Raw genomic sequence first — 19,625 nt, forward strand, 5'->3', positions numbered from 1 at the left:
CGAGGTTGTGGCCGGCCGGCTTTGAGGCCTAAACTTTACGCGTTCCCCGCGTCGGTGCGCCCATGCAAGTTCTTTCCCCACAACAGACCAAGGCCGCGCTGCCCTTCGATCGCCTGATCGCGGCGCTCGATGCTGGGTTCCGTGCCGACGTTACCGCGCCGCTTCGCCACCATCATGTCATGCCGACGCCGGGCCGGCGCGACGCTGTGCTTCTGCTCATGCCCGCCTGGCAGAACCCGGGGCAGAACCCGGGGCAGAACACGGGCTGGGGCGGCGTCAAGCTGGTGAACGTGCACCCGGACAACGCCGCCAAGGGCCTGCCGGCGATCTCGGCGACTTATGTGCTGTTCGACCGGGAGACGGGCGAGCACCGGTTGATCCTCGACGGCGGCGAGTTGACCGCGCGGCGCACCGCCGCGGCCTCGGCGCTGGCCGCCAGAAGGCTCGCACGACCCGAAAGCCGGCGCCTTCTCGTCGTCGGCGCGGGGCGCGTCGCGGCGAACCTTCCCCATGCCTATTCCGCAGTACTTCCGATCGACGCCGTCGCCGTCTGGAGCCGCACCGAAGCGAGCGCGCGCGACCTGGTGGCAACGCTTCGCGCGCAGGGGATCGCCGCAAGCCACGCCTCCGACCTGCAAGCGGCGGTCGCCGAGGCCGACGTCATCTCCTGCGCCACCCTGGCCCGTGACCCTGTCTTGAAGGGCGACTGGCTCAAACCGGGCCAACACGTGGATCTCATCGGCAGCTTCACGCCGGACATGCGCGAAGCCGATGACGTGGTGATGCGCCGCGCGCGGATCTTCATCGACACCGGCCACGCGAAGCTCGAAAGCGGCGACATCAAGACCCCGCTGGAAACGGGTGTCATCACCGAAAGCGATATCTGCGCGACCCTCGCGGACTTGTGCCGAGACGACGCCTACCCGCGTAATTCGCCCGACGAAATCACGCTCTTCAAGGGCGTCGGCACCGCCATCGAGGACCTCAGCGCCGCCGTCCTTGCTTTGGAAGTCAGCTCCGAATCTGCGTAGATCGGATTAGCCGCAGGCGCAATCCGACGCATGACTGTTTCACCGGCTTGACAGCAACTCCGCCTGCCGCTATGTTCCGGTAATGTCCCGGTCGGGCGGCATCGGCAGCATGCCGGAGACAATTAAGACGAGAAACACGGCAGAATAATAAATCGGCGGTTGCGTAATTCCCCGCAGGAACATCCTTTAAAATCAATCGCTTACGTGACGCTCTGCATACATCCGACTACATCCGCATACATTTTCGCCGTGGATTCGGACACAAATCGATATGGTTCAGGCACTTACGTCGTTCTGCCTGTAAAAAAACCGCATGCAAATCGTCCGGAATCGTGCCAAACGTCGGGTCTTGTATCAGCAGCAGACGGTAGCGAGCCAAACCATGCGTTCGGCGATCCTCGTCCTCGTGGGACTGTTGTTGGTGTCGGGGTGCGCGTTCGACGGCTCGGCGCTGTGGCCCAAGAAAGAGAACGCCGGCGGCGGTGGGGCGGCGGATGCAGGGGCTGAGCGCGCCGCCCTGCGGTCCGAAAGCGCGGGGGCGGCCGAAGGCGAGGTGCGGCGGCCGCTGGTGCGGCCCCTGATGATCGTCGCGCCCGATGTGGATCGCGCCGCTTACGAGCCCTCCCTCTACAACGTGGTCCGCGACACGCTCGACCGGCAGCCCAACGCCCTGTTCGACGTGGTGGCCGTGGCGCCGGGCGCTGCGGCCGGACCCACGGCCAATAGCGGCACAGCGAGGTCATCGCCGGTTGAGCGGCAGGCGGATCGGGTGCGCGATACCCTGATGGCCCTCGGCCTGCCGCCGACCCGCATCGCCGCCGCCTCCCAGGCGGCCGCGCCCGGGGCGGACGGCGAAGTGCGCATCTACACCCGCTACTAGCCCACCGGGCGGATCAGGCGCGGGCCGGGACAAGGATTGCCGAGCGTGCCTCGAGACGCTGCGTCGACGGCCAGGATCCACACCGTTTCGTGGCACGAGGCCCATCGCGATGCGACGGACCTTGCGGCTCGGCTTTCGGCCCTCGGCCCGTGGCGGGGCGCCATCGCCATCAGCCGCGGCGGCCTGGTTCCGGCGGCGATCATCTGCCGGCTATTGTCCATCCGTCTCGTCGAGACCGTGTGCATCGCCAGCTACGACGGCAGGCGCAAGGGCGCGGTCAACATCCTCAAACCGATCCCCGCCGCGGTCGGCGACGGCGCCGGCTGGCTTCTCATCGACGACCTGGTCGACAGCGGCGCCACCGCCGGAGAGGCGCGCCGTATGGCCCCCCGCGCCCACTACGCCGCCCTCTACGCCAAGCCCCAAGGCAGGCCGCTCGCCGACAGCTTCATCCGCGAGGTCGAACAGGACGTATGGATCGATTTTCCGTGGGACCGCGACCCGGCGCTGCCCACGACGTCCGTGTCCTCATCGGGGTCATGACCCGCTGCGGGGAGTTCCACCGGGCGCCCGGCCGGATCCCTACCGAGCGGTCGCGGAGCGTCCGCCTGCGCCCGCGTCGACCACTCCCGGGATCGGCCGGGTCGGGCCGTCAAACGCACCCTTCAGCGCATCCACCCCGGACTGCGGCCGCGCCAGCGGGACGAGATCCCGCCGGGCCTGTCGCCGCTCGTCGGTGTCGATGTTCATCCGCCGGTCGCGCTCTTCGATCAGGCCCGGCCGAGCCTCGCCGAAGCGATTGAACGACCACGCCAGAGCCGGCGTGCCGACGGGCAGGGAGGCGTGGGCGCCGGCGCTGCGGCTGGTGTTCCAGGTGTGCCAGGTCTTGCCGTAGCTGTTGATCTTGCCCTTCATCAGCTCATGTTCGGCCGCGCCCGGCAACCCCGGCGCCACAAGCTGGCCGGACAAAATTTCACCGTTATGCGGATGCCAGTACTGCTTTTCCGCCGGAGGCAGGGTCTCGAACAGCCGCTCCGAAATGATGTACTCGATGCCGTTCAGGTTGGCGTCGCCGGTGTTGCCGTCATAGAGCGCACTGCATGAAGTCCGCGTTACTTTGACGACAGAAGTGATGGGCTTCCAGCTGATGCTGCGGGTCGTCCTTGAGGGGATGGAACCCGACCAGATAGACGTCGAGCGCATGGGTCGGCGCATCCCTCTGCACCGCCGCCGCCGCCGCCTCCAGCGCTGCGTCCTTGGCGCTCTCGGCCGATCCGGGCGGTTCGGCGGCCGGTTCCGTGGATCCCGATCCGGTGCATCCGGCAACGATCAGCGTCACCAGCCCCGCTGCAAGCGATTTACGGTTCATCCGAAGCCTCTCATCCGATCGTTGCCCGTTCGCCCTCAACGCATACCCGGAACCCAATGTTCCGGAACGTCGCTGCGCGCGATCGACAACCGCCGCACCATGCAGCCGCGCCCGCCGGGCCGAACGCTTGCCGCTATTGTTCCGGATCACCCTTTGCCTTGCCGGCGGGCGCCGTGGCCGGTTTTCCGGCCGCAGCCGTAGCCGGTTCGCCGACGGACGCAGCAGCGGCTTCATGGGCGGCGCGTTCCTCCGCCGCGGCGCGGCGCTGCAGCTTGCGGAGTGCCCGCATCCGCTTCATCCGCCGGAGCCGCACGATGTAGGCCACCGAGAGCCGGTAGCCGAGCCAGGCGCTGCCGATCGCATACGGCACGCAGCCGATGAACATCGGCAGGCCCTGCTCGGTCCAGATAACCTGCGCCCAGGCGACGATGCCCTGCCATAACCCCTCCACCGACAGGGCGGCCTCCCATGCCGCGGCGAAGTGTGCATAGCCGCTGGCGAGGCTCGGCTGTCCCAGCATCAACTGGCCGGTGATGTAATAGACGTAATAGACGGGGATCAGGGTGAACACGTTGGTGACCCACGTCCACGCCAGCGCCACCAGGATGTTGAACTCCCAGCCCGGCCGCGCGCGCGCCACCAGCCAGGTCAGCCCCACCAGGTACATCTGCACGCCGATCAGCGGCGTGAACGCCCAGAACAGGCCCACCGTGATTCCGCGCGCAGTATACTCCGGCGGATGGGCGCTGCGCCTGACCGGGATCATCAGGCGCAGGTGCACCAGCCGGCCGAGGCGCTGCCACAGCGAAAACGGCCGCCTCACCGAGGTTCACTCCGGGGTCCAGGGATCATCGTCGCGGGGATCGTTCCGTCATCGCTGTGCTCGCAGGCGCAAGGCCTTGGCATTCATCCTCAATGATGTCAAGGATCGGGCGGATCCGCGCCCACGATCTCGACCTCGGGAGACCTCGACGTGTTGCTGCTCCGGGTGTTTCTGCCGTTCGCGTGCGGCTACTTTCTCTCATACCTCTACCGGGTGGTGAACGCCGTCATCGCCCCCGACCTGATCCGGGACGTCGGCGTCGACGCCGACGGTCTGGGCCTGCTGACCAGCGCCTACTTCCTCACCTTCGCCGCCTTCCAGTTGCCGCTGGGCGTGCTGCTCGACCGCTACGGGCCGCGGCGGACGGAGGCCGTGTTGCTCCTGTTCGCTGCTGCCGGTGCGGCAATGTTCGGCGTCGCCCGCGACCCGGCCGCGCTCGTCGCGGCGCGGGCGCTGATCGGCTTCGGCGTTTCGGCGTGCCTGATGGCGGCGTTCAAGGCGTTCGTCCAGTGGTTCCCCCGCAACCGCCTGCCGCTGGTCAACGGCTGCCAGATGGCTGCCGGCGGTCTCGGCGCCATCGCCGCCACCCAACCGGTGGAGTTGGCGCTGACCGTGACCGACTGGCGCACCCTGTTCTTCGTCCTGGCCGCGCTGACCGTCGCCGCGGCTGCCCTGATCTACCTCGTGGTGCCGGAGCGGAGCGACGGCGGCGGTGGCGAGCCGCTCGCCCGCCAGTTGCGCGGCATCGGTGACGTGTTCTCGAGCGCTTTGTTCTGGCGGGCGGCGCCCGCAACGGTGCTCTCCCAGGCAACGTTTCTCTCCATCCAGGGGCTGTGGTCCGGACCGTGGCTCCGCGACGTGGCGGGTCTCGATCGCGGCGAGGTGGCAACGGCGCTGCTCTTCATGGCGGCGGCGATGGTCGCCGGCTTCCTCGTCATGGGCACCATCGCCGAGCGCCTCGCCCGGGTCGGCGTGCCGCCGCTCACGGTCGGCGTTGCCGGCATGGCGGTGTTCGCGGCGGTACAGTCGCTCATCGTCTTTCAGGATACCGCTGCCGTCATCCCCGTCTGGATGGCGTTCGGCTTTTTCGGAACCAGCGGCATCATTCCCTATGCGGCGTTGTCACAGAGATTTCCAGCGCATCTGGCGGGGCGCCTCAACACCGGCCTCAATCTCCTGGTGTTCGTCGGCGCGTTCGCCGCGCAGTGGGGCATCGGCGCGGTCATCGCCCAGTGGCCGCCGACCGCGGCCGGCAACTACGATCCGGCCGGCTATCAGACCGCATTCGGCGTCATGCTCGGCCTGCAACTCATGGCGCTGACGTGGTTCGTGCTATATCGCCGTGACGCGACGCCCGCGGATTGAGCACTCCTCCCGGCTTCTGTTCAGCATGGCAGCGCTTTGCCGCCGGGGAAGAACGTGGCAGGGTGCGCGGCGCCGCCCAGCAACGACGTCGAGGACGCCATGATCCCCCGCTACAGCCGACCCGAGATGACCGCCCTGTGGGAGCCGCAGACGCGCTTTCAGATCTGGCTCGACATCGAGGCGCACGCCTGCGACGCCATGGCCGAGCTTGGCGTCATCCCGGCCGAGGCGGCGCGCGCCGTGCGCGAGCGCGGCGCCTTCGAAGTGGACCGCATCGACGCCATCGAGATGGAGACCAGGCACGACGTCATCGCCTTCCTCACCAACCTCGCCGAACACGTCGGCCCGGAGGCGCGTTTCGTCCACCAGGGCATGACGTCGTCGGACGTGCTCGACACCTGCCTCGCCGTCCAGTTGAGCCGTGCCGCCGACATCCTCATCGCCGGTGTCGACGCCCTCTTGGCGGCCTTGCGCCGCCGTGCCTTCGAGCACAAGACGACGCCCTGCATCGGCCGCAGCCACGGCATCCACGCCGAGCCGACCACCTTCGGCCTCAAGCTCGCCGGCTTCCATGCCGAGTGGCAGCGCAACCGCGAGCGCTTGCTGGCGGCGCGGGCCGAGATCGCCACCTGCGCCATCTCCGGCGCGGTCGGCACCTACGCCAACATCGACCCGGCGGTCGAGCGCCACGTCGCGGAGAGGCTCGGGCTGACGGTCGAGCCGGTCTCCACACAGGTCATCCCCCGCGACCGCCACGCGGTGTTCTTCGCCACCCTCGGCGTCCTCGCCGGGTCGGTCGAGCGTCTCGCGACCGAGATCCGACATCTGCAGCGGACCGAAGTTCGCGAGGTCGAGGAGTACTTCGCGCCCGGCCAGAAGGGCTCGTCGGCGATGCCCCACAAGCGCAACCCTATCCTGACCGAGAACCTCACCGGCCTCGCCCGCGCGGTGCGCGCCGCGGTGGCCCCGGCGCTCGAGAACATCGCCCTCTGGCACGAGCGGGACATCTCGCACTCGTCGGTCGAGCGCATCTTCGCTCCCGACGCGACGATCGCGCTCGATTTCGCGCTAGCACGTATGGCAGGCGTGGTGGAGCGGATGGTCGTCTATCCGCAAGCGATGCAGGCCAACCTCGACCGCCTCAAGGGCCTGGTGTTCTCGCAACAGGTGTTGCTCGCCCTCACTCAGGCCGGGATGGGGCGCGAGGACGCCTATCGCGTCGTGCAAGAGGTGGCCATGCGGGTCTGGAACGGCGACGGCCAGTTCCGCGACCTGCTCGCCGCCGACCCGGGCATCACCCGCTGTCTCGATCCCGGCACCCTCGATGCGCTGTTCGACCCGGCCCGCCACACGCGACACGTCGACACGATCTTCCGACGGGTGTTCGGCGAAGCCTGACCGGGCTCTCGGAATGTCGGAGGGGGCTCAGTCGCCGACCCGGACGTGGTCGGGGCCGAGTGCCTTCGGGAACTCGCGGGCCAGGCTTTCCAGGGCCTCGGTGTAAAACTTCTGGAGCGCTGCCTTGACGTCGTCCTCGCCCTTCCTGACGCCGCGGCGTCGGAAGTCCTCCACCACCCGCGCAAGGACCCGGCCGACGCCCGGCTGCTCCATATTGAGCGACACGAGCATCCGCGCATACGCCTCGCCCTCGGCGCGGTTGAGGCCCATCTGCTCCGCCGCCCACGCCCCGAGCAGCTTGTTGCGGCGGCATTGGGCCTTGAAGATCAGCTCCTGACCGAGCTTGTACTTGGCCTCGTGACCGCGCTCGATCTCGGCAAAGGCATCCCGCATCGACCGCCTCCAGGCGCTTCTTGTTGCACGTCCTAAACTTACTCCAATTCCGACTCCGCCACAACGGAGAGCATGGCCGGCCATCGCATCGCAGCCCCGCCGGGATCAGATGCGAGCTCAGATCCCGAGGTACGCCTTCTGCACCGCGTCGTCGGCGAGGAGGGCGGGGCCGGGGGCGGTGGAGGGCGACGCGGCCGGTTTCGAGCACGTAGCCGCGGTCGGCGATGGCGAGGGCCGCGTGGGCGTTCTGCTCGACCAGGAGGATGGTGACGCCGTCCCGCTTGAGGCTCTCGATGGTGGCGAACACGTCGGCGACCAGGTTGGGGGCGAGGCCGAGGCTGGGTTCGTCCAGCAGCAGCAGGCGCGGCCGCGCCATCAGCGCCCGCGACATGGCCAGCATCTGCTGCTGCCCGCCGGAGAGGGTGCCGGCGGCCTGGCGGCGGCGGATGTAGAGTTCCGGGAACAGCGCGTACATGCGCTCCAGGTCCTCCGCCACCTCCCGGCGCGGGCGGGTGTAGCCGCCCATCAGGAGATTGTCGTGGACGCTCATCGGCGCGAATACCAGGCGTCGCTCCGGCACCTGGGCGATGCCGGCCCGCACCCGCCGGTCCGGCGCCATCCGCGAAATGTCCGCGCCGTCGTAGCGGATCGTCCCGCCGGTGACCGGCTGCACCCCGGAGAGGCAGCGGAGCAGGGTCGTCTTGCCGGCGCCGTTGCCGCCGACCAACGCCACCAGTTCGCCCGCCGCCACCGCCAGGTCGATGGCGTGCAGCACCTGGATGCGGCCGTAGTGGCTGGTGAGGCCATCGACCTGGAGCAGCACCTCAAGCGCTCCCCGTCGCCGCGGCAGGGATACGCGGCCGCGATCCTGTCTCGATGCCGCCGCCGAGGTAGGCGCCGATCACGTCGGGATTGCCGCGCACCTCGTCCACCCCGCCTTCGGCCAGCTTGGCGCCATTGTTGAGCACCAGGATGCGGTCGCTGACGCTCATGACGAGGCGCATGTCGTGCTCGACCAGGACGACGGTGACGCCGCTGCGCGCGATCTCGCGGATCAGTTCGTCCAACGCCATGGTCTCGGACGGGTTGAGGCCGGCCGCCGGCTCGTCGAGCAGCAGCAGCTTGGGCTCCGCCGCCAGGGCGCGGGCGATCTCGAGGCGCTTCAAGGCGCCGTAAGGCAGCGCCGACGCCGGCCTGTGCATCACGTCGCCGAGCCCGACGAAGCCCATGATCGCCTCGGCCTTGTCCCGGCACGCAGCGTCGGTAGAGACGATCTCGGGAAGACGCAGCAGCACCGGCAGAAGGCTCCGCCGGCAGTGGCGATGGCGACCGACCATGACGTTTTCGAGGGCGGTCATGTTGAAGAAAATCTGCAGGTTCTGAAACGTGCGGCAGATGCCCTTGGCGGCCAGCGCCACCAGGCTGAGGCCGGTGACGTCTTCGTCCTGGAAGCGGATACGGCCGGCGCTCGGTTTGTAGACGCCGGTGATCAGGTTGAACACCGTGGTCTTGCCGGCGCCGTTGGGGCCGATCATGGAATGGATCGCCCCGGCCTCCACCGCAAAGCTCAGGTTGTTGACGGCAATCACGCCGCCGAAGCTCCGGGTCAGGCCGTGGAGATCGAGGATCGTCAACGCCGCGTCCCCCGCACCCGGTTCCGCACGCGTTCCATTGATGACTGCGTTGCGGATATGCGCGGGCTCCGTTTGTCGCTAGAATGGTGCTCGATAAAGGAGGTTGTGCGATGTCGACGACCGAAGACCGCAAAGTAGATTTGCCGCCGCAGTACGCCGGCTACGTTGACCGCCTCGTCGCCGATGGTCTCTACGGGTCGGCATCCGACGTTGTGGCCGCCGGTTTGCTGGCTCTCCAGGAGCGGGATGCGGCGGTGGACGCGTGGCTGCGAGACGCGGTGGCGCCCGTCTACGACGCCATGGAAAATGCACCCGAGCGACGTCGCCCGGCTCAGGCGGCATTCGATGACGTTCGAGCCCGTCACGCCGAGCGTCTCCAGGCTCGGCTAGTCAAGAACCGGGGGTGAGAGAGCGCGTTGTCGTCTTCTCGCCGGAGGCGCGAGACGATCTTCTTTCTCTTTACGACCGGATAGCCGACGCCGCAGGCGAGCAAATTGCCTTGCGCTATATCCAGCGTCTGGAAACCTACTGCATGAGTTTCTCGCGCGCCGCGGAACGCGGAGTTGTACGTCGGGACATACGTCCGGGTCTGCGCATCGTCGGTTTCGAGCGTCGCGTAACGATTGCTTTTTCGGTCGACGACCAAAGTGTCACGATCCTGCGGCTGTTCTACGGCGGCAGGAACTGGGAGAAAGCGTTGCGCTGAACCTCCCGCGACGCGGCGCTGGCTTCGGCCGTGGAGATCGAGGATCGTCAACGCCGCGTCCCCCGCACCCGGTCCCGCACGTGGTCTGCCAACGGCCCGGTGAGCGTCGGCCACAGGCCGCGTGGCATGAAGATCATCACGCCCATCAGCATGGCGCCGAACACCAGCGTCTCGTAGTCCTGGAAGACCGTGAGCGCCTGCGGCAGGATGGTGAGGATGGCCGCGCCGATGATGCTCCCGTAGATCGACGCCATGCCGCCCAGCACCACCATGGTGACGAACTCGATGGAGCGGAAGAACTCCGCCTCCACCGGCGTGATGAACCCGGAATAGTGCGCGTACAGCGAGCCGGTGACGCTCGCCATCATCGCCGAGATCACGAAGATCAGCACCTTGTAGCGGATGGTGTCGACGCCGACCGCCTGGGCCGCGATCTCGGCGCCATGGATGGAACGGAGCGCCCGGCCGATCGGCGAGTCGATGATGTTGTGGGCGAGCCACACCGCGAACAGGAGGCAGCCGGCGATGGTCCAGTACCAGGCTTCGTTGCTGATCAGTTTCCATCCGAATACCGAGAACGCGGGAACCGGCATGCCGTCGGGCCCGCCGGTGAGGTCGACCTCGTGGCTGAGCACGATGGAAATGATGATGCCCGTCCCCAGCGTCGCCATCGCCAGGTAGTGGCCCTTCAGCTTGAGGATCGGCCGGGCGATGACGAACGACAGCACGCCGACCAGGACGGCGCCGATCAACAGCGCCGCCAGCGGCGGCCAGTCGTGGTTGGCGGTGAGGATCGCCGAGGTGTAGGCGCCGAGGCCGAAGAAGCCGGCGTGCCCGAGGCTGATCTGGCCCGCGTAGCCGATCAACAGGTTGAGGCCGACGCACACGATGGCGTTCAGGCCGATCAGGATGGCGACGTTGAAATAGAACGGGTTCGGGAGCAACGGCATCGCGAGCGCGATCAGCACCGCGAGCGCCGCGATCGAACCGAGGTGCGCCCGACCGAACATGCGGTGTCAGACGCGGTCCGATTCGCGCCGCCCGAACAGCCCGGTTGGCCGCACGAACAGCACGAGGAGGATGGCGATGAAGGCGACGGCGTCCTTGTAGGTGGAGGACACGTACCCGGCGGTCAATGCCTCGGCGATGCCGACGAACAGCCCGCCGGCAACCGCGCCCAAGGGATTGCCAAGGCCGCCGACGATGGCGGCGCTGAACCCCTTGAGGCCGAGCAGGACGCCGACGCCGGCATGGGTGAGCGCGATCGGCGCGATCAGGATGCCGGCGACGGCGCCCAGACCCGCGGCCAGGGCGTAGCTGAGGCGGAGGATGTGTTTGGTGTTGATCCCGACCAGTTGTGCGGCCAGATGCTCATGGGACGTTGCAAGCGTGGCGCGGCCGATGCGGGTGTGGCTGAAGAACAGCCAAAGGCCGACGACGGTGGCCAACGTTCCGCCGACGACCCACAGGCTCTGCGGCAGCAGCGCCGCGCCGGCGATGTCGATGGGATCGTTGCCGGAGAACGGCGCCATGTGATGAAGATTGCGGTCCCACACCATCATCGCGGCGCCGCGGAGGAAGATCGACGCGCCGATGGTGATGATGATGACGGTGACCACCGAGGCGTTGCGCGCCGGCTCCACAGCGAATTTCTCGAGCGCAACGCCGACCGCCATGGCGGCGAGCACGGCCAGCACGATCGCCGCCGGCATCGGCAGTCCCGCGTCCGTGAGCGATATGGTCGCCATGCCGCCGATCATCACGAACTCGCCCTGCGCGAAATTGATGACCTGGCTGGCGTTGAAAATGATGACGAATCCGAGCCCGACCAGGGCGTACGTGGCGCCGACGGTCACGCCGGAGAACAGGAACTGCAGCAGTTCGGCGAACATGGAGGCCCCTGCGTGTACCGGTGCCGGGCGGCGGCGCCGTTGTTCGAGATCGTCGGCGACGCCGCCGCGGCTGGCTCGTGCTTCGGTTTTATTGCAGCAGCTTCCAGTCGCCGTCCTTGACCTCGACCATGACGAACGAGTCGGGACCGAGGCCCATGTGATCGTCGGGCGACATCGTAAAGATGCCGTCGGCGCCGATGAATTTCTGGGTCTTCTCGATCTCGTCGCGGACCGCGGCCTTGTCGGTGGAGCCGGCGCGCTCGATCGCTTCGACGGCGAGGAAAAGGCCGTCATAGGCATGTCCGCCGAAGGTGGAGACGGGCTCCCGATACTTGTCCTCGTACGCCTTCTTGTAGTCGCTCGCCACCTGCTTCTGGGGATTGTCCGCGGGAAGCTGATCGGCCACCAGCACCGCCGCCGCCGGCAACCGCACCCCTTCCGCAGCGCCCTCGGCGCCATGGATGAACTGGGACGAGGCCGAGCCGTGGGTCTGGTAGTGCGGGATCGTCATCCCGAGTTGCTTGTAGTTCTTGGCGACGATGCTGGTGGGAGCGCCAAAACCGCAATAAAGGAAGGCGGCGACCCCCTCGGTGTTCTTGATTTTGGTCAACTGCGGGGTCATGTCGGTGTCGCCCTTGCCGTGCTGCTCGTCGGCGACGATGTCGATCCCGTGCTGCGGGGCCAGTTCCAGCGCGTTCTTGCGGCACGACTGGTCGAAGCCGCCTGCGCCCGACAGGAGCCCGACCTTGCTGAGGCCCTGGTCCGTCATGTCGGTGAAGATCTTGTCGACGGCGAGGCGGTCGGTGTGCGGCGTCTTGAACACCCACTTCTTCACCGGGTCGATGATGACGTCGGCCCCGGCCAGCGAAATGAACGGCACCCCTGCCTTCTCGACCTCGTTGATCGCCGCCATCGTCTCGCCGGTGCTGGTGCCGCCGATGATGACGTCCACATTGTCCTGCTGAATGAGCCGAGTGGCGAAGGTCAGCGCCTTCTTGGCGTCGGTCGCCGAGTCATAGAGGATCAACTCGACCGGCCGGCCAAGGACGCCGCCGTTCTCGTTGATCTTCTCGACGTACAATTCGAGGGTTTTTTTCTCGGGATCGCCAAGGAACGATCCGCCGCCGGTCACCGCGAGGAACGAGCCGATCTTGATCGGCTCCGCCGCCAGCGGATGCCCGGGGACCAACGCCGCCAGCGTAAGGGCGCAGACGATCAGCAAGGCTTGTGGCAGACGCAAGTGCCGTGACATGGTTTCCTCCCTGAAGTGCTTCATGGCTGTCTTGGCCGTTTGGCGGCAAGCTTATACGCGCACATCGGCGTCGTAAAGCGTATTCCGGTACAACTATACGGTTTTTGATCGGCTCGCCGACGGCGCAAGTAAGCCGCGGCCTGCGAGGCACGGGATTCCTGCGATGTCCTGGTCTCCGGAAGAGAGCGGATACTGCTTGCAATTCACGGGGGGCTCGACAACGTGAAGTTCATGGCCGGACTCGGAGGCTTCATCACCCTCGTTCTCACGGTCCATCCACGTTAGGCATGGCAGGCGAGAGGTTCGGCCTTGACGGGCAAAACTCGAATCCGAACCGGAACCGCATATGAGTAGGATGCCGGCCCTGTTCATCGGCCACGGCAGCCCGATGAACACGCTGGAGCGGAACGGCTTCACCGAGGCGTGGCGTATGCTCGGCGAGCAGCTTCAGAGGCCGCGCGCGGTTCTCGTGGTGTCGGCGCACTGGTTCTTCGGCGCGACCGCCGTCACGGCGATGGCCCGGCCGCGGACGATTCATGACTTCTACGGCTTTCCGGATGAATTGTTCGCCTTCGACTATCCCGCGCCAGGCGCGCCGGATGTCGCCCGGGAAGTAGCGGAGGCGGTCAGGCCGCTGTGGGTCGGGCTTGACCGCGACCAATGGGGCCTCGACCACGGGACCTGGAGCGTCCTCGCTCACCTCTACCCCGAAGCTGACGTGCCCGTGGTGCAGCTGTCGATCAACGCTCTGAAACCGCTGGAATACCACCTGGAGCTCGGATCCCGCCTTGCGCCATTGCGGGAACGCGGGATCATGATCCTGGGCAGCGGCAACGTGGTCCATAACCTGCGGCGCGTGCAGTGGGACCGGCCGGATGCGGCATTCGACTGGGCCGAGAGGTTCGACGAAGCCGCCGCCGCGCAGCTTGCCGCCGATCCGGCGGCCATCCTCAAGCTCGTCGAGCATCCCGATTATTCGCTTGCCGTGCCGACCCCCGATCACTTCATTCCGCTTCTTTACCTCGCGGGACTGGCGGCGGCCGGCGAAGGGATCGCGGAGCCGCTGGTGCGCGGCTTTGCGATGGGGTCGCTTTCGATGACCTGCTTTGGTGCAGGTGCAGCCGCCGGGCCGGCGAAGCAGCGAGAGGGCGCCGCAGGCCTGCCTCCTGATGCCCCGCCCGACCAGACGAACGTCTAGCGCGACCGGGGCACCTGATTGACGTGCCTCGGGCGGGTGAGGTAGTCTTGACCGGTCTTCTGAGGTCGAAGGGGTCCCGATGGGCGCCCGCATGCTGCACGTTGTCGTGGTGATCGTCGCCCTCGTGGGCGGCGTGCTGCCGGCGTATGCGAGTTCGATCAGCGAGTCCCAAAGGCACGGCATCGCTCCCGCCCATGGCTCCCGCAGCCTGCACGACTGTCAGCGGGTATCTTCAACGGCGATCCTCGCCGATCAGGACGTTCATGCCTGCGGAGAGGACTGCAGCGACCATGCAGGCACGGATCATGACGACTGCATTCCCGGCCTCTCGAACTGCAGTGTTGCCGCCTTTGGCTGCTTGACCGGGGAACCGGCCGCGCCCGTTCGTCCGCGGGTCGGGTCTGCTTCCTGGCGCGTGACAGACCGGACGGCGACCGGTTGGGCCGTTTCCCTCGCCCTGAAACCTCCCCGCAGTCCTTCCTGAACGAATTCTGGCGGCGCAATCGGCGTCGCCTCGACCGTTCTCAGGAAGGAATCCTAGATCATGTCGGCACGAACTTTGCTGGCCGTCGCCCTGGCTGCAGCCATGGGCGTCGGTGGAGGCATCGCCTACGAGCGGCTCAACCCGGACCCGCCGGCCGCCTCGGGCGGAAAGAAGGTTCTCTACTGGGTCGCCCCCATGGATCCCAACTACCGGCGCGATGCGCCCGGCAAGTCGCCCATGGGCATGGACCTGATCCCGGTCTACGAGGGAGAGGAAGCGGGCGAACGGGCGGAAGACCCTGGCCAGATCACCGTGTCGCCGGCGGTGATGAACACGATCGGCGTGCGAACCGGGACCGCCGAACGGGTGAGCTTCGGCGCCGAGATCCGCACGGTCGGATACGTGGCGCAGGATGAGGACCGCACCTCGCACATCCATGTCCGCAAAGAAGGCTGGATCGAGCGCCTCGTCGTCCGCTCGCTCGGCGCCGAGGTCAAGCGCGGCGACCTGCTGTTCGAGTTCTTCTCGCCCGAACTGGAAGCCTCGTCGTTCGAGTATGTCCGCGACATCGAGCGCGGCGACGACTGGATGACCTCCGCCGGGCGCCGCAGGCTGCAGGCCCTCGGCGTCTCCGACCGCCAGATCGCCAAAATCGCCGCCGACCGCAGGCCGGCCGACCGGATTCGGGTCTATGCGCCGCAGGACGGTGTCGTCGTTCAGCTCGGCGTCGGCGAAGGCATGTACATTCGCCCGGACCAGACCGTCATGACCTTGACCGACCTGTCGTCGATCTGGGTCATCGCCGACGTGCTCGAGAGCCAGTCGGGCCGGGTCTTCCCCGGCATGGCCGCCGAAGCGCGCTTGTCCCATCTGCCGGACGAGGTCTGGCGTGGCCAAGTCGACTACATCTATCCGGACCTTGATCCGGCCACTCGAACCTTGCGGGTGCGCCTGCGCTTCCCGAACCCGGGCCTGCAGCTACGCCCGAATATGTTCGCCGAGGTCATTCTGAAGGGCGATCCGCGGCCCGAAGTCCTGGCGGTGCCTTCCGAGGCGGTGATCCGCACCGGGCGCAACGACCGCGTGGTGCTGGCGTTGGGCGAGGGGCGCTTCAAACCGGTGCCGGTGAAGGTCGGCGCCCAGTTCGACGGCTTGACCGAACTGTTGTCCGGCATCGAGGAAGGCGCGTCGATCGTGCTATCCGGCCAGTTCCTCATCGACTCGGAATCCAGCATCAGGGCAGGGTTTGCCCGCATGGAGGAGTCCGGCGGCCACGAGCACGGACCCTCGGCAAAGACTGAGGTGATCGCCGGGAGCGAAGACCCCGGCCTGACCTGGGGTGAAGGCGAGATTGAGGCGGTGAAGGAAGGCGGCGCGGTACTGGCCCTGAACCACGAGCAGATCCCGGCGCTCGGCTGGCCCGCCATGGCCATGGAGTTCAAGCTGGCCAAGGACGTCGAGGCGAGTGTGTCGGCGGGCGACCGGGTGCGGTTCGCCCTCGCGAAGGATGCCGAGGGCATGTTCCACATTGTCAAGCTGGAGCCGGCGGCGGCGGGAGCGAAGGAATGATCGCCGCCATCATTCGCTGGTCGCTTGCCAACCGCTTCATGATCGCCGTCCTGACGGTCCTGCTGCTGGTCGGCGGCATCTGGGCCTTGCGCAGCACGCCGGTCGACGCGTTGCCCGACCTCTCCGACGTGCAGGTCATCATCAAGACGTCCTATCCCGGTCAGGCGCCGCAACTCGTCGAAGACCAGGTCACCTATCCGCTGACCACCGCCATGCTGGCCGTGCCCGGTGCGCGCACGGTTCGCGGCTATTCCATGTTCGGCGACAGCTACGTCTATATCCTCTTCGAGGAGGGGACCGACCTCTACTGGGCCCGCTCGCGGGTGCTCGAGTATCTGTCGCAGGTGACTCCCCGCCTGCCGGCCGGCGCCTCCCCGGCCCTTGGGCCCGATGCCACCGGCGTCGGCTGGGTGTTCCAGTACGCCCTGGTCGACCGGACCGGGCGGCATGACCTGTCGCAGCTCCGCTCGATCCAGGACTGGTTCCTGAAGTATGAACTGCAGACCGTAGCGGGCGTGTCCGAGGTGGCCACCGTCGGCGGCATGGTCAAGCAGTACCAGGTCGTCGTGGATCCGCAGCAGCTGCGCGCCTACGGCCTGCCGCTGTCAGAGGTCAAGGCCGCGGTCCAGAAGGCGAACCAGGAAACCGGCGCCTCGGTCATCGAGATGGCCGAAGCGGAATACATGGTGCGCGCCGGCGGCTATATCGACGAGATCGCCGATCTTGAGGCGGTGCCGCTCAAGGCCAGCGCCGGCGGCACGCCGGTCCTGCTGTCGGACGTGGCCGAGATCCGCCTCGGGCCGGAGCTGCGGCGTGGCATCGGCGAATTGGACGGTGAGGGCGAGGCGGTCGGCGGCGTCATCATCATGCGCTGGGGCGAAAACGCGCTCGCCACCATCGAGGCGGTGAAGCAGAAGCTGGCCGATCTGAAGGCGAGCCTGCCCGAGGGCGTAGAGGTGGTGACCACCTACGACCGCTCCGGCCTGATCGAACGCGCGATCCACAACCTGACCCACAAGCTGCTCGAGGAAATGCTGGTCGTGGTGCTGGTCTGCGCCGCGTTCCTGCTGCATCTGCGCTCGTCGCTGGTGGTCGTCCTGTTCCTGCCCATCAGTCTTCTGGCCGCCTTCCTGGTCATGCGGCTGCAGGGCATCAACGCCAACATCATGTCGCTCGGCGGCATCGCCATCGCCATTGGCGCCATGGTGGACGCTGCCATCGTCATGATTGAGAACCTGCACCGCAAGATCGAGACGACGCCGCTGACGAACGAGAACCGCTGGAAGGTGGTGGCCGAGGCAACTACGGAGGTGGGGCCGGCGCTGTTCTTCTCGCTGCTCATCATCACCTTGAGCTTCGTCCCGGTTTTCGCCCTTGAGGCCCAGGAAGGCCGCATGTTCAAGCCGCTGGCCTTCACCAAGACCTATGCCATGGCGGCTGCATCCATCCTCTCCATTACCCTGGTGCCGGTGCTGATGGGCTGGTTCATCCGCGGCCGCCACATCATTCCCGAGCACAGGAACCCGGTCAGCCGATTGTTCATTTGGATGTATCGCCCCTTGCTGGGGAGCGTTGTCCGGCGGCCGTTGACCATGGTGATCGCCGCCGCGGCTATGACCGTCTCGACCGCCTTCCCCATCGCAAAGCTGGGCACGGAGTTCATGCCGGAGCTCGACGAGGGGGAACTCCTCTACATGCCGAGCCTGTTCCCGGGCGTCTCCATCGGCAAGGCCGGCGAGATCCTGCAGCAGACCGATCGCCTGATCCGCACGATGCCCGAGGTCGAGACGGTCTACGGAAAAGTCGGCCGTGCGGAAACGGCCACTGACCCTGCCCCCTTGACCATGGTCGAGACGACGGTGCGCCTGAAGCCGAAGGATCAATGGCGCCCCGGCATGACCATGCAGGGCATCCGCGACGCTTTGGACAGTCTGGTGCAGATCCCCGGCGTGACCAACGTCTGGATCATGCCGATCAAGAACCGTCTCGACATGCTGGCGACGGGCATCAAGACGCCGGTCGGCATCAAGGTGGCGGGGCCCGATCTGGACGAGATCGGCCGCATCGCCGCCCGGATTGAACAGGTGGTCAAGGGCGTGCCGGGCACGGCCTCGGCCTACGCCGAGCGCACCGTCGGCGGGCGTTACTTGAACGTCGACATCGACCGCAAGGCCGCGGCCCGCCACGCCCTTTCCATCGCCGACGTGCAGGACGTGATCCGCTCCGCGATCGGCGGTATTCGTGTCTCGGAGACGGTGGAGGGGCTGGAGCGCTATCCGATCAGCATCCGCTATCCCTACGACGACCGGACCAGCATCGCAGCGCTGCGGGAGTTGCCCATGGTCACTCCCTCCGGGGCGCATATCGCGTTGGGCGACGTAGCCGGCATCGAGATCGCTGACGGCCCGGGAATGATCCGCTCGGAAAATGCCCGTCTCAACGGCTGGGTCTATGTCGACATCGCCGGCCGCGACTTGGGCGGTCATGTGGACGAAGCTCGCCGAACCGTCGCCGAACAGGTGCAGATTCCACCGGGCTACTCCCTGGCGTGGTCGGGCCAGTTTGAGTTCCTGGAGCGCGCCGAGAAGCGTCTCGGCCTGATCATCCCCGTGGCCCTGCTGCTGATCGTCGTGTTGCTCTACCTGGCCTTCGGCCGGGTCCTCGACGTGATCGTCATCATGGCGACCCTGCCGGTGGCCTTGTCAGGCGGCTTCTGGCTGCTTTGGCTGCTGGGGTTCGATCTGTCGGTGGCGGTAGTGGTCGGTTTCATTGCGTTGGCGGGCGTCGCCGTCGAAACCGCAATCATCATGCAGGTCTATCTGAACATCGCGCTCGACAAGCGCCGGAGGCTGGCCGAAGGCGAGGGGCGGCCAGTCGGCATGAACGACGTCTACGACGCCGTGCGCGAAGGCGCCCTGTTGCGTCTCCGTCCCAAGCTGATGACGGTGGCCGCCATCTTCGCCGGCCTGTTGCCCATCATGTACGGGGTCGGCGCCGGATCCGATGTCATGCGCCGCATCGCTGCTCCCATGGTCGGCGGCATGACCACTGCAACGCTGCTCACCTTGTTCGTCATCCCCGCCGTTTTCGTGCTGGTCAACCGGCTCGACACGATCCGCAACCCAAAGTCCTTCCAGTTCCCGAGGGCGCTCTTGCCCACCGCCATTGAAGCCTCACCTCGCCAGGAGAAGACACTATGAAAGCTCTCGTGATCGGCTCAGCTCCCGCCTTCGCCTTCGCCTTCGCCTTCGCCTTCGCCTTCGCTCTCGCCCTCGGCCTCGCCCTCGCTCCCGCGGCTTTCGCCCAATCCGGCCACGACTCGGGCGGCCACGGTGGCGGACGAACGACCTCGAACGGGGAGGCGGTGGCCGCGTCGGGTACGGTCGACGCCGTCGATGCGGCATCTCGCAAGCTCACGCTCTCCCATGGTCCCATCAAGGCGCTGGGCTGGCCGAGCATGACGATGGATTTCGCCGTGGCGGACAATGTCGATCTGTCCTCGCTCAAGCCCGGCGCGGAGGTCGACTTCACGCTCACCCGGGGCGCCGATGGGCTCTATATGATCGACAGCCTGACGAAGTAGCCGCGCAAAGGAGCGCTCCAAACCGGCCTTGATTTCACCGCCTTCATT

At 67.0% G+C, this 19,625-nt stretch carries 17 protein-coding genes and 2 pseudogenes; 11 read left to right on the forward strand and 8 right to left on the reverse strand.

The annotated features are described in order from the left end of the window. The first annotated feature begins 62 nt into the window (after positions 1-62). From IPM60_09415 to gpt, 3 genes are all read left to right on the forward strand, one after another. Entirely contained in the window at positions 63-1,031 is a 969-nt protein-coding gene (locus IPM60_09415) for an ornithine cyclodeaminase family protein (protein MBK8908108.1), read from the forward strand. 382 nt (positions 1,032-1,413) lie between these two features. Beyond that, the gene (locus tag IPM60_09420; GenBank protein MBK8908109.1) at positions 1,414-1,911 is read left to right on the forward strand and encodes a hypothetical protein; all 498 of its coding nucleotides are present in this window, start codon (positions 1,414-1,416) and stop codon (positions 1,909-1,911) included. A 45-nt stretch (positions 1,912-1,956) separates the two neighbouring features. Then, complete coding sequence (gene gpt / locus IPM60_09425) at positions 1,957-2,454, forward strand: xanthine phosphoribosyltransferase (GenBank protein ID MBK8908110.1); 498 nt, start codon at positions 1,957-1,959, stop codon at positions 2,452-2,454. Positions 2,455-2,493: 39 nt separating this feature from the next. On the opposite strand, the pseudogene IPM60_09430 reads toward gpt, so the two are convergent. Further along, positions 2,494-3,280: pseudogene (locus IPM60_09430) on the reverse strand (OBAP family protein). Between the two features lie 133 nt (positions 3,281-3,413). Further along, on the reverse strand, positions 3,414-4,103 hold the full coding sequence (locus IPM60_09435; protein MBK8908111.1) for a DUF2062 domain-containing protein: 690 nt from the start codon (positions 4,101-4,103) through the stop codon (positions 3,414-3,416). A 126-nt stretch (positions 4,104-4,229) separates the two neighbouring features. On the opposite strand from IPM60_09435, the gene IPM60_09440 reads away from it, so the two are divergent. Both IPM60_09440 and IPM60_09445 read left to right on the forward strand, forming a co-directional pair. After that, positions 4,230-5,468 (forward strand): MFS transporter, encoded by a 1,239-nt coding sequence (locus tag IPM60_09440; GenBank protein ID MBK8908112.1) that lies wholly within the window; start codon positions 4,230-4,232, stop codon positions 5,466-5,468. Between the two features lie 99 nt (positions 5,469-5,567). Beyond that, positions 5,568-6,866 (forward strand): adenylosuccinate lyase, encoded by a 1,299-nt coding sequence (locus tag IPM60_09445; GenBank protein MBK8908113.1) that lies wholly within the window; start codon positions 5,568-5,570, stop codon positions 6,864-6,866. Between the two features lie 27 nt (positions 6,867-6,893). On the opposite strand, the gene IPM60_09450 is transcribed toward IPM60_09445, so the two are convergent. From IPM60_09450 to IPM60_09460, 3 genes and pseudogenes are all read right to left on the reverse strand, one after another. After that, positions 6,894-7,259 (reverse strand): DUF1476 domain-containing protein, encoded by a 366-nt coding sequence (locus IPM60_09450; GenBank protein ID MBK8908114.1) that lies wholly within the window; start codon positions 7,257-7,259, stop codon positions 6,894-6,896. A gap of 117 nt (positions 7,260-7,376) precedes the next feature. Beyond that, positions 7,377-8,082, reverse strand: a pseudogene (locus IPM60_09455) (ABC transporter ATP-binding protein). Position 8,083: 1 nt separating this feature from the next. Then, positions 8,084-8,893 (reverse strand): ABC transporter ATP-binding protein, encoded by an 810-nt coding sequence (locus IPM60_09460; GenBank protein ID MBK8908115.1) that lies wholly within the window; start codon positions 8,891-8,893, stop codon positions 8,084-8,086. A 110-nt stretch (positions 8,894-9,003) separates the two neighbouring features. On the opposite strand from IPM60_09460, the gene IPM60_09465 reads away from it, so the two are divergent. Then, a complete protein-coding gene (locus tag IPM60_09465; protein MBK8908116.1) occupies positions 9,004-9,300 on the forward strand; it encodes a type II toxin-antitoxin system ParD family antitoxin in 297 nt (98 codons plus the stop codon). Continuing rightward, complete coding sequence (locus IPM60_09470) at positions 9,297-9,599, forward strand: type II toxin-antitoxin system RelE/ParE family toxin (GenBank protein ID MBK8908117.1); 303 nt, start codon at positions 9,297-9,299, stop codon at positions 9,597-9,599. Before IPM60_09465 ends, IPM60_09470 begins: the two co-directional genes overlap by 4 nt. A 47-nt stretch (positions 9,600-9,646) precedes the next feature. Here IPM60_09470 and IPM60_09475 read toward each other — a convergent pair whose 3' ends face one another. From IPM60_09475 to IPM60_09485, 3 genes are all read right to left on the reverse strand, one after another. Next, the gene (locus IPM60_09475; protein ID MBK8908118.1) at positions 9,647-10,609 is read right to left on the reverse strand and encodes a branched-chain amino acid ABC transporter permease; all 963 of its coding nucleotides are present in this window, start codon (positions 10,607-10,609) and stop codon (positions 9,647-9,649) included. 6 nt (positions 10,610-10,615) lie between these two features. Beyond that, positions 10,616-11,491 carry a branched-chain amino acid ABC transporter permease gene (locus IPM60_09480; protein ID MBK8908119.1) on the reverse strand — a complete coding sequence of 292 codons (876 nt, stop codon included), beginning with the start codon at positions 11,489-11,491 and terminating at the stop codon, positions 10,616-10,618. Between the two features lie 88 nt (positions 11,492-11,579). Beyond that, the gene (locus IPM60_09485; protein MBK8908120.1) at positions 11,580-12,743 is read right to left on the reverse strand and encodes an ABC transporter substrate-binding protein; all 1,164 of its coding nucleotides are present in this window, start codon (positions 12,741-12,743) and stop codon (positions 11,580-11,582) included. A gap of 346 nt (positions 12,744-13,089) precedes the next feature. Here IPM60_09485 and ygiD point away from each other — a divergent pair, with 346 nt between their 5' ends. The 4 genes from ygiD (at position 13,090) to IPM60_09505 (ending at position 19,577) form a co-directional block, all read left to right on the forward strand. After that, positions 13,090-13,941, forward strand: a complete 852-nt coding sequence (gene ygiD / locus IPM60_09490) for a 4,5-DOPA dioxygenase extradiol (GenBank protein MBK8908121.1) — start codon at positions 13,090-13,092, stop codon at positions 13,939-13,941. A gap of 544 nt (positions 13,942-14,485) precedes the next feature. Continuing rightward, entirely contained in the window at positions 14,486-15,994 is a 1,509-nt protein-coding gene (locus IPM60_09495; protein ID MBK8908122.1) for an efflux RND transporter periplasmic adaptor subunit, read from the forward strand. Then, complete coding sequence (locus tag IPM60_09500) at positions 15,991-19,194, forward strand: efflux RND transporter permease subunit (protein ID MBK8908123.1); 3,204 nt, start codon at positions 15,991-15,993, stop codon at positions 19,192-19,194. Before IPM60_09495 ends, IPM60_09500 begins: the two co-directional genes overlap by 4 nt. Continuing rightward, positions 19,191-19,577 (forward strand): copper-binding protein, encoded by a 387-nt coding sequence (locus IPM60_09505; protein MBK8908124.1) that lies wholly within the window; start codon positions 19,191-19,193, stop codon positions 19,575-19,577. Before IPM60_09500 ends, IPM60_09505 begins: the two co-directional genes overlap by 4 nt. Positions 19,578-19,625: the final 48 nt, after the last annotated feature.

This window comes from Rhodospirillales bacterium (genome assembly GCA_016710335.1).
GTDB lineage: Bacteria > Pseudomonadota > Alphaproteobacteria > Rhodospirillales > Defluviicoccaceae > JADJXQ01.

Coding starts and splice junctions, on each gene's coding strand:
- IPM60_09420 (MBK8908109.1), top strand. CDS start 1,414: ATGCGTTCGGCGATCCTCGTCCTCGTGGGACTGTTGTTGGTGTCGGGG.
- IPM60_09485 (MBK8908120.1), bottom strand. CDS start 12,743: ATGTCACGGCACTTGCGTCTGCCACAAGCCTTGCTGATCGTCTGCGCC.
- IPM60_09480 (MBK8908119.1), bottom strand. CDS start 11,491: ATGTTCGCCGAACTGCTGCAGTTCCTGTTCTCCGGCGTGACCGTCGGC.
- ygiD (MBK8908121.1), top strand. CDS start 13,090: ATGAGTAGGATGCCGGCCCTGTTCATCGGCCACGGCAGCCCGATGAAC.
- IPM60_09445 (MBK8908113.1), top strand. CDS start 5,568: ATGATCCCCCGCTACAGCCGACCCGAGATGACCGCCCTGTGGGAGCCG.
- IPM60_09415 (MBK8908108.1), top strand. CDS start 63: ATGCAAGTTCTTTCCCCACAACAGACCAAGGCCGCGCTGCCCTTCGAT.
- IPM60_09495 (MBK8908122.1), top strand. CDS start 14,486: ATGTCGGCACGAACTTTGCTGGCCGTCGCCCTGGCTGCAGCCATGGGC.
- IPM60_09505 (MBK8908124.1), top strand. CDS start 19,191: ATGAAAGCTCTCGTGATCGGCTCAGCTCCCGCCTTCGCCTTCGCCTTC.
- IPM60_09475 (MBK8908118.1), bottom strand. CDS start 10,609: ATGTTCGGTCGGGCGCACCTCGGTTCGATCGCGGCGCTCGCGGTGCTG.
- IPM60_09465 (MBK8908116.1), top strand. CDS start 9,004: ATGTCGACGACCGAAGACCGCAAAGTAGATTTGCCGCCGCAGTACGCC.
- IPM60_09450 (MBK8908114.1), bottom strand. CDS start 7,259: ATGCGGGATGCCTTTGCCGAGATCGAGCGCGGTCACGAGGCCAAGTAC.
- IPM60_09500 (MBK8908123.1), top strand. CDS start 15,991: ATGATCGCCGCCATCATTCGCTGGTCGCTTGCCAACCGCTTCATGATC.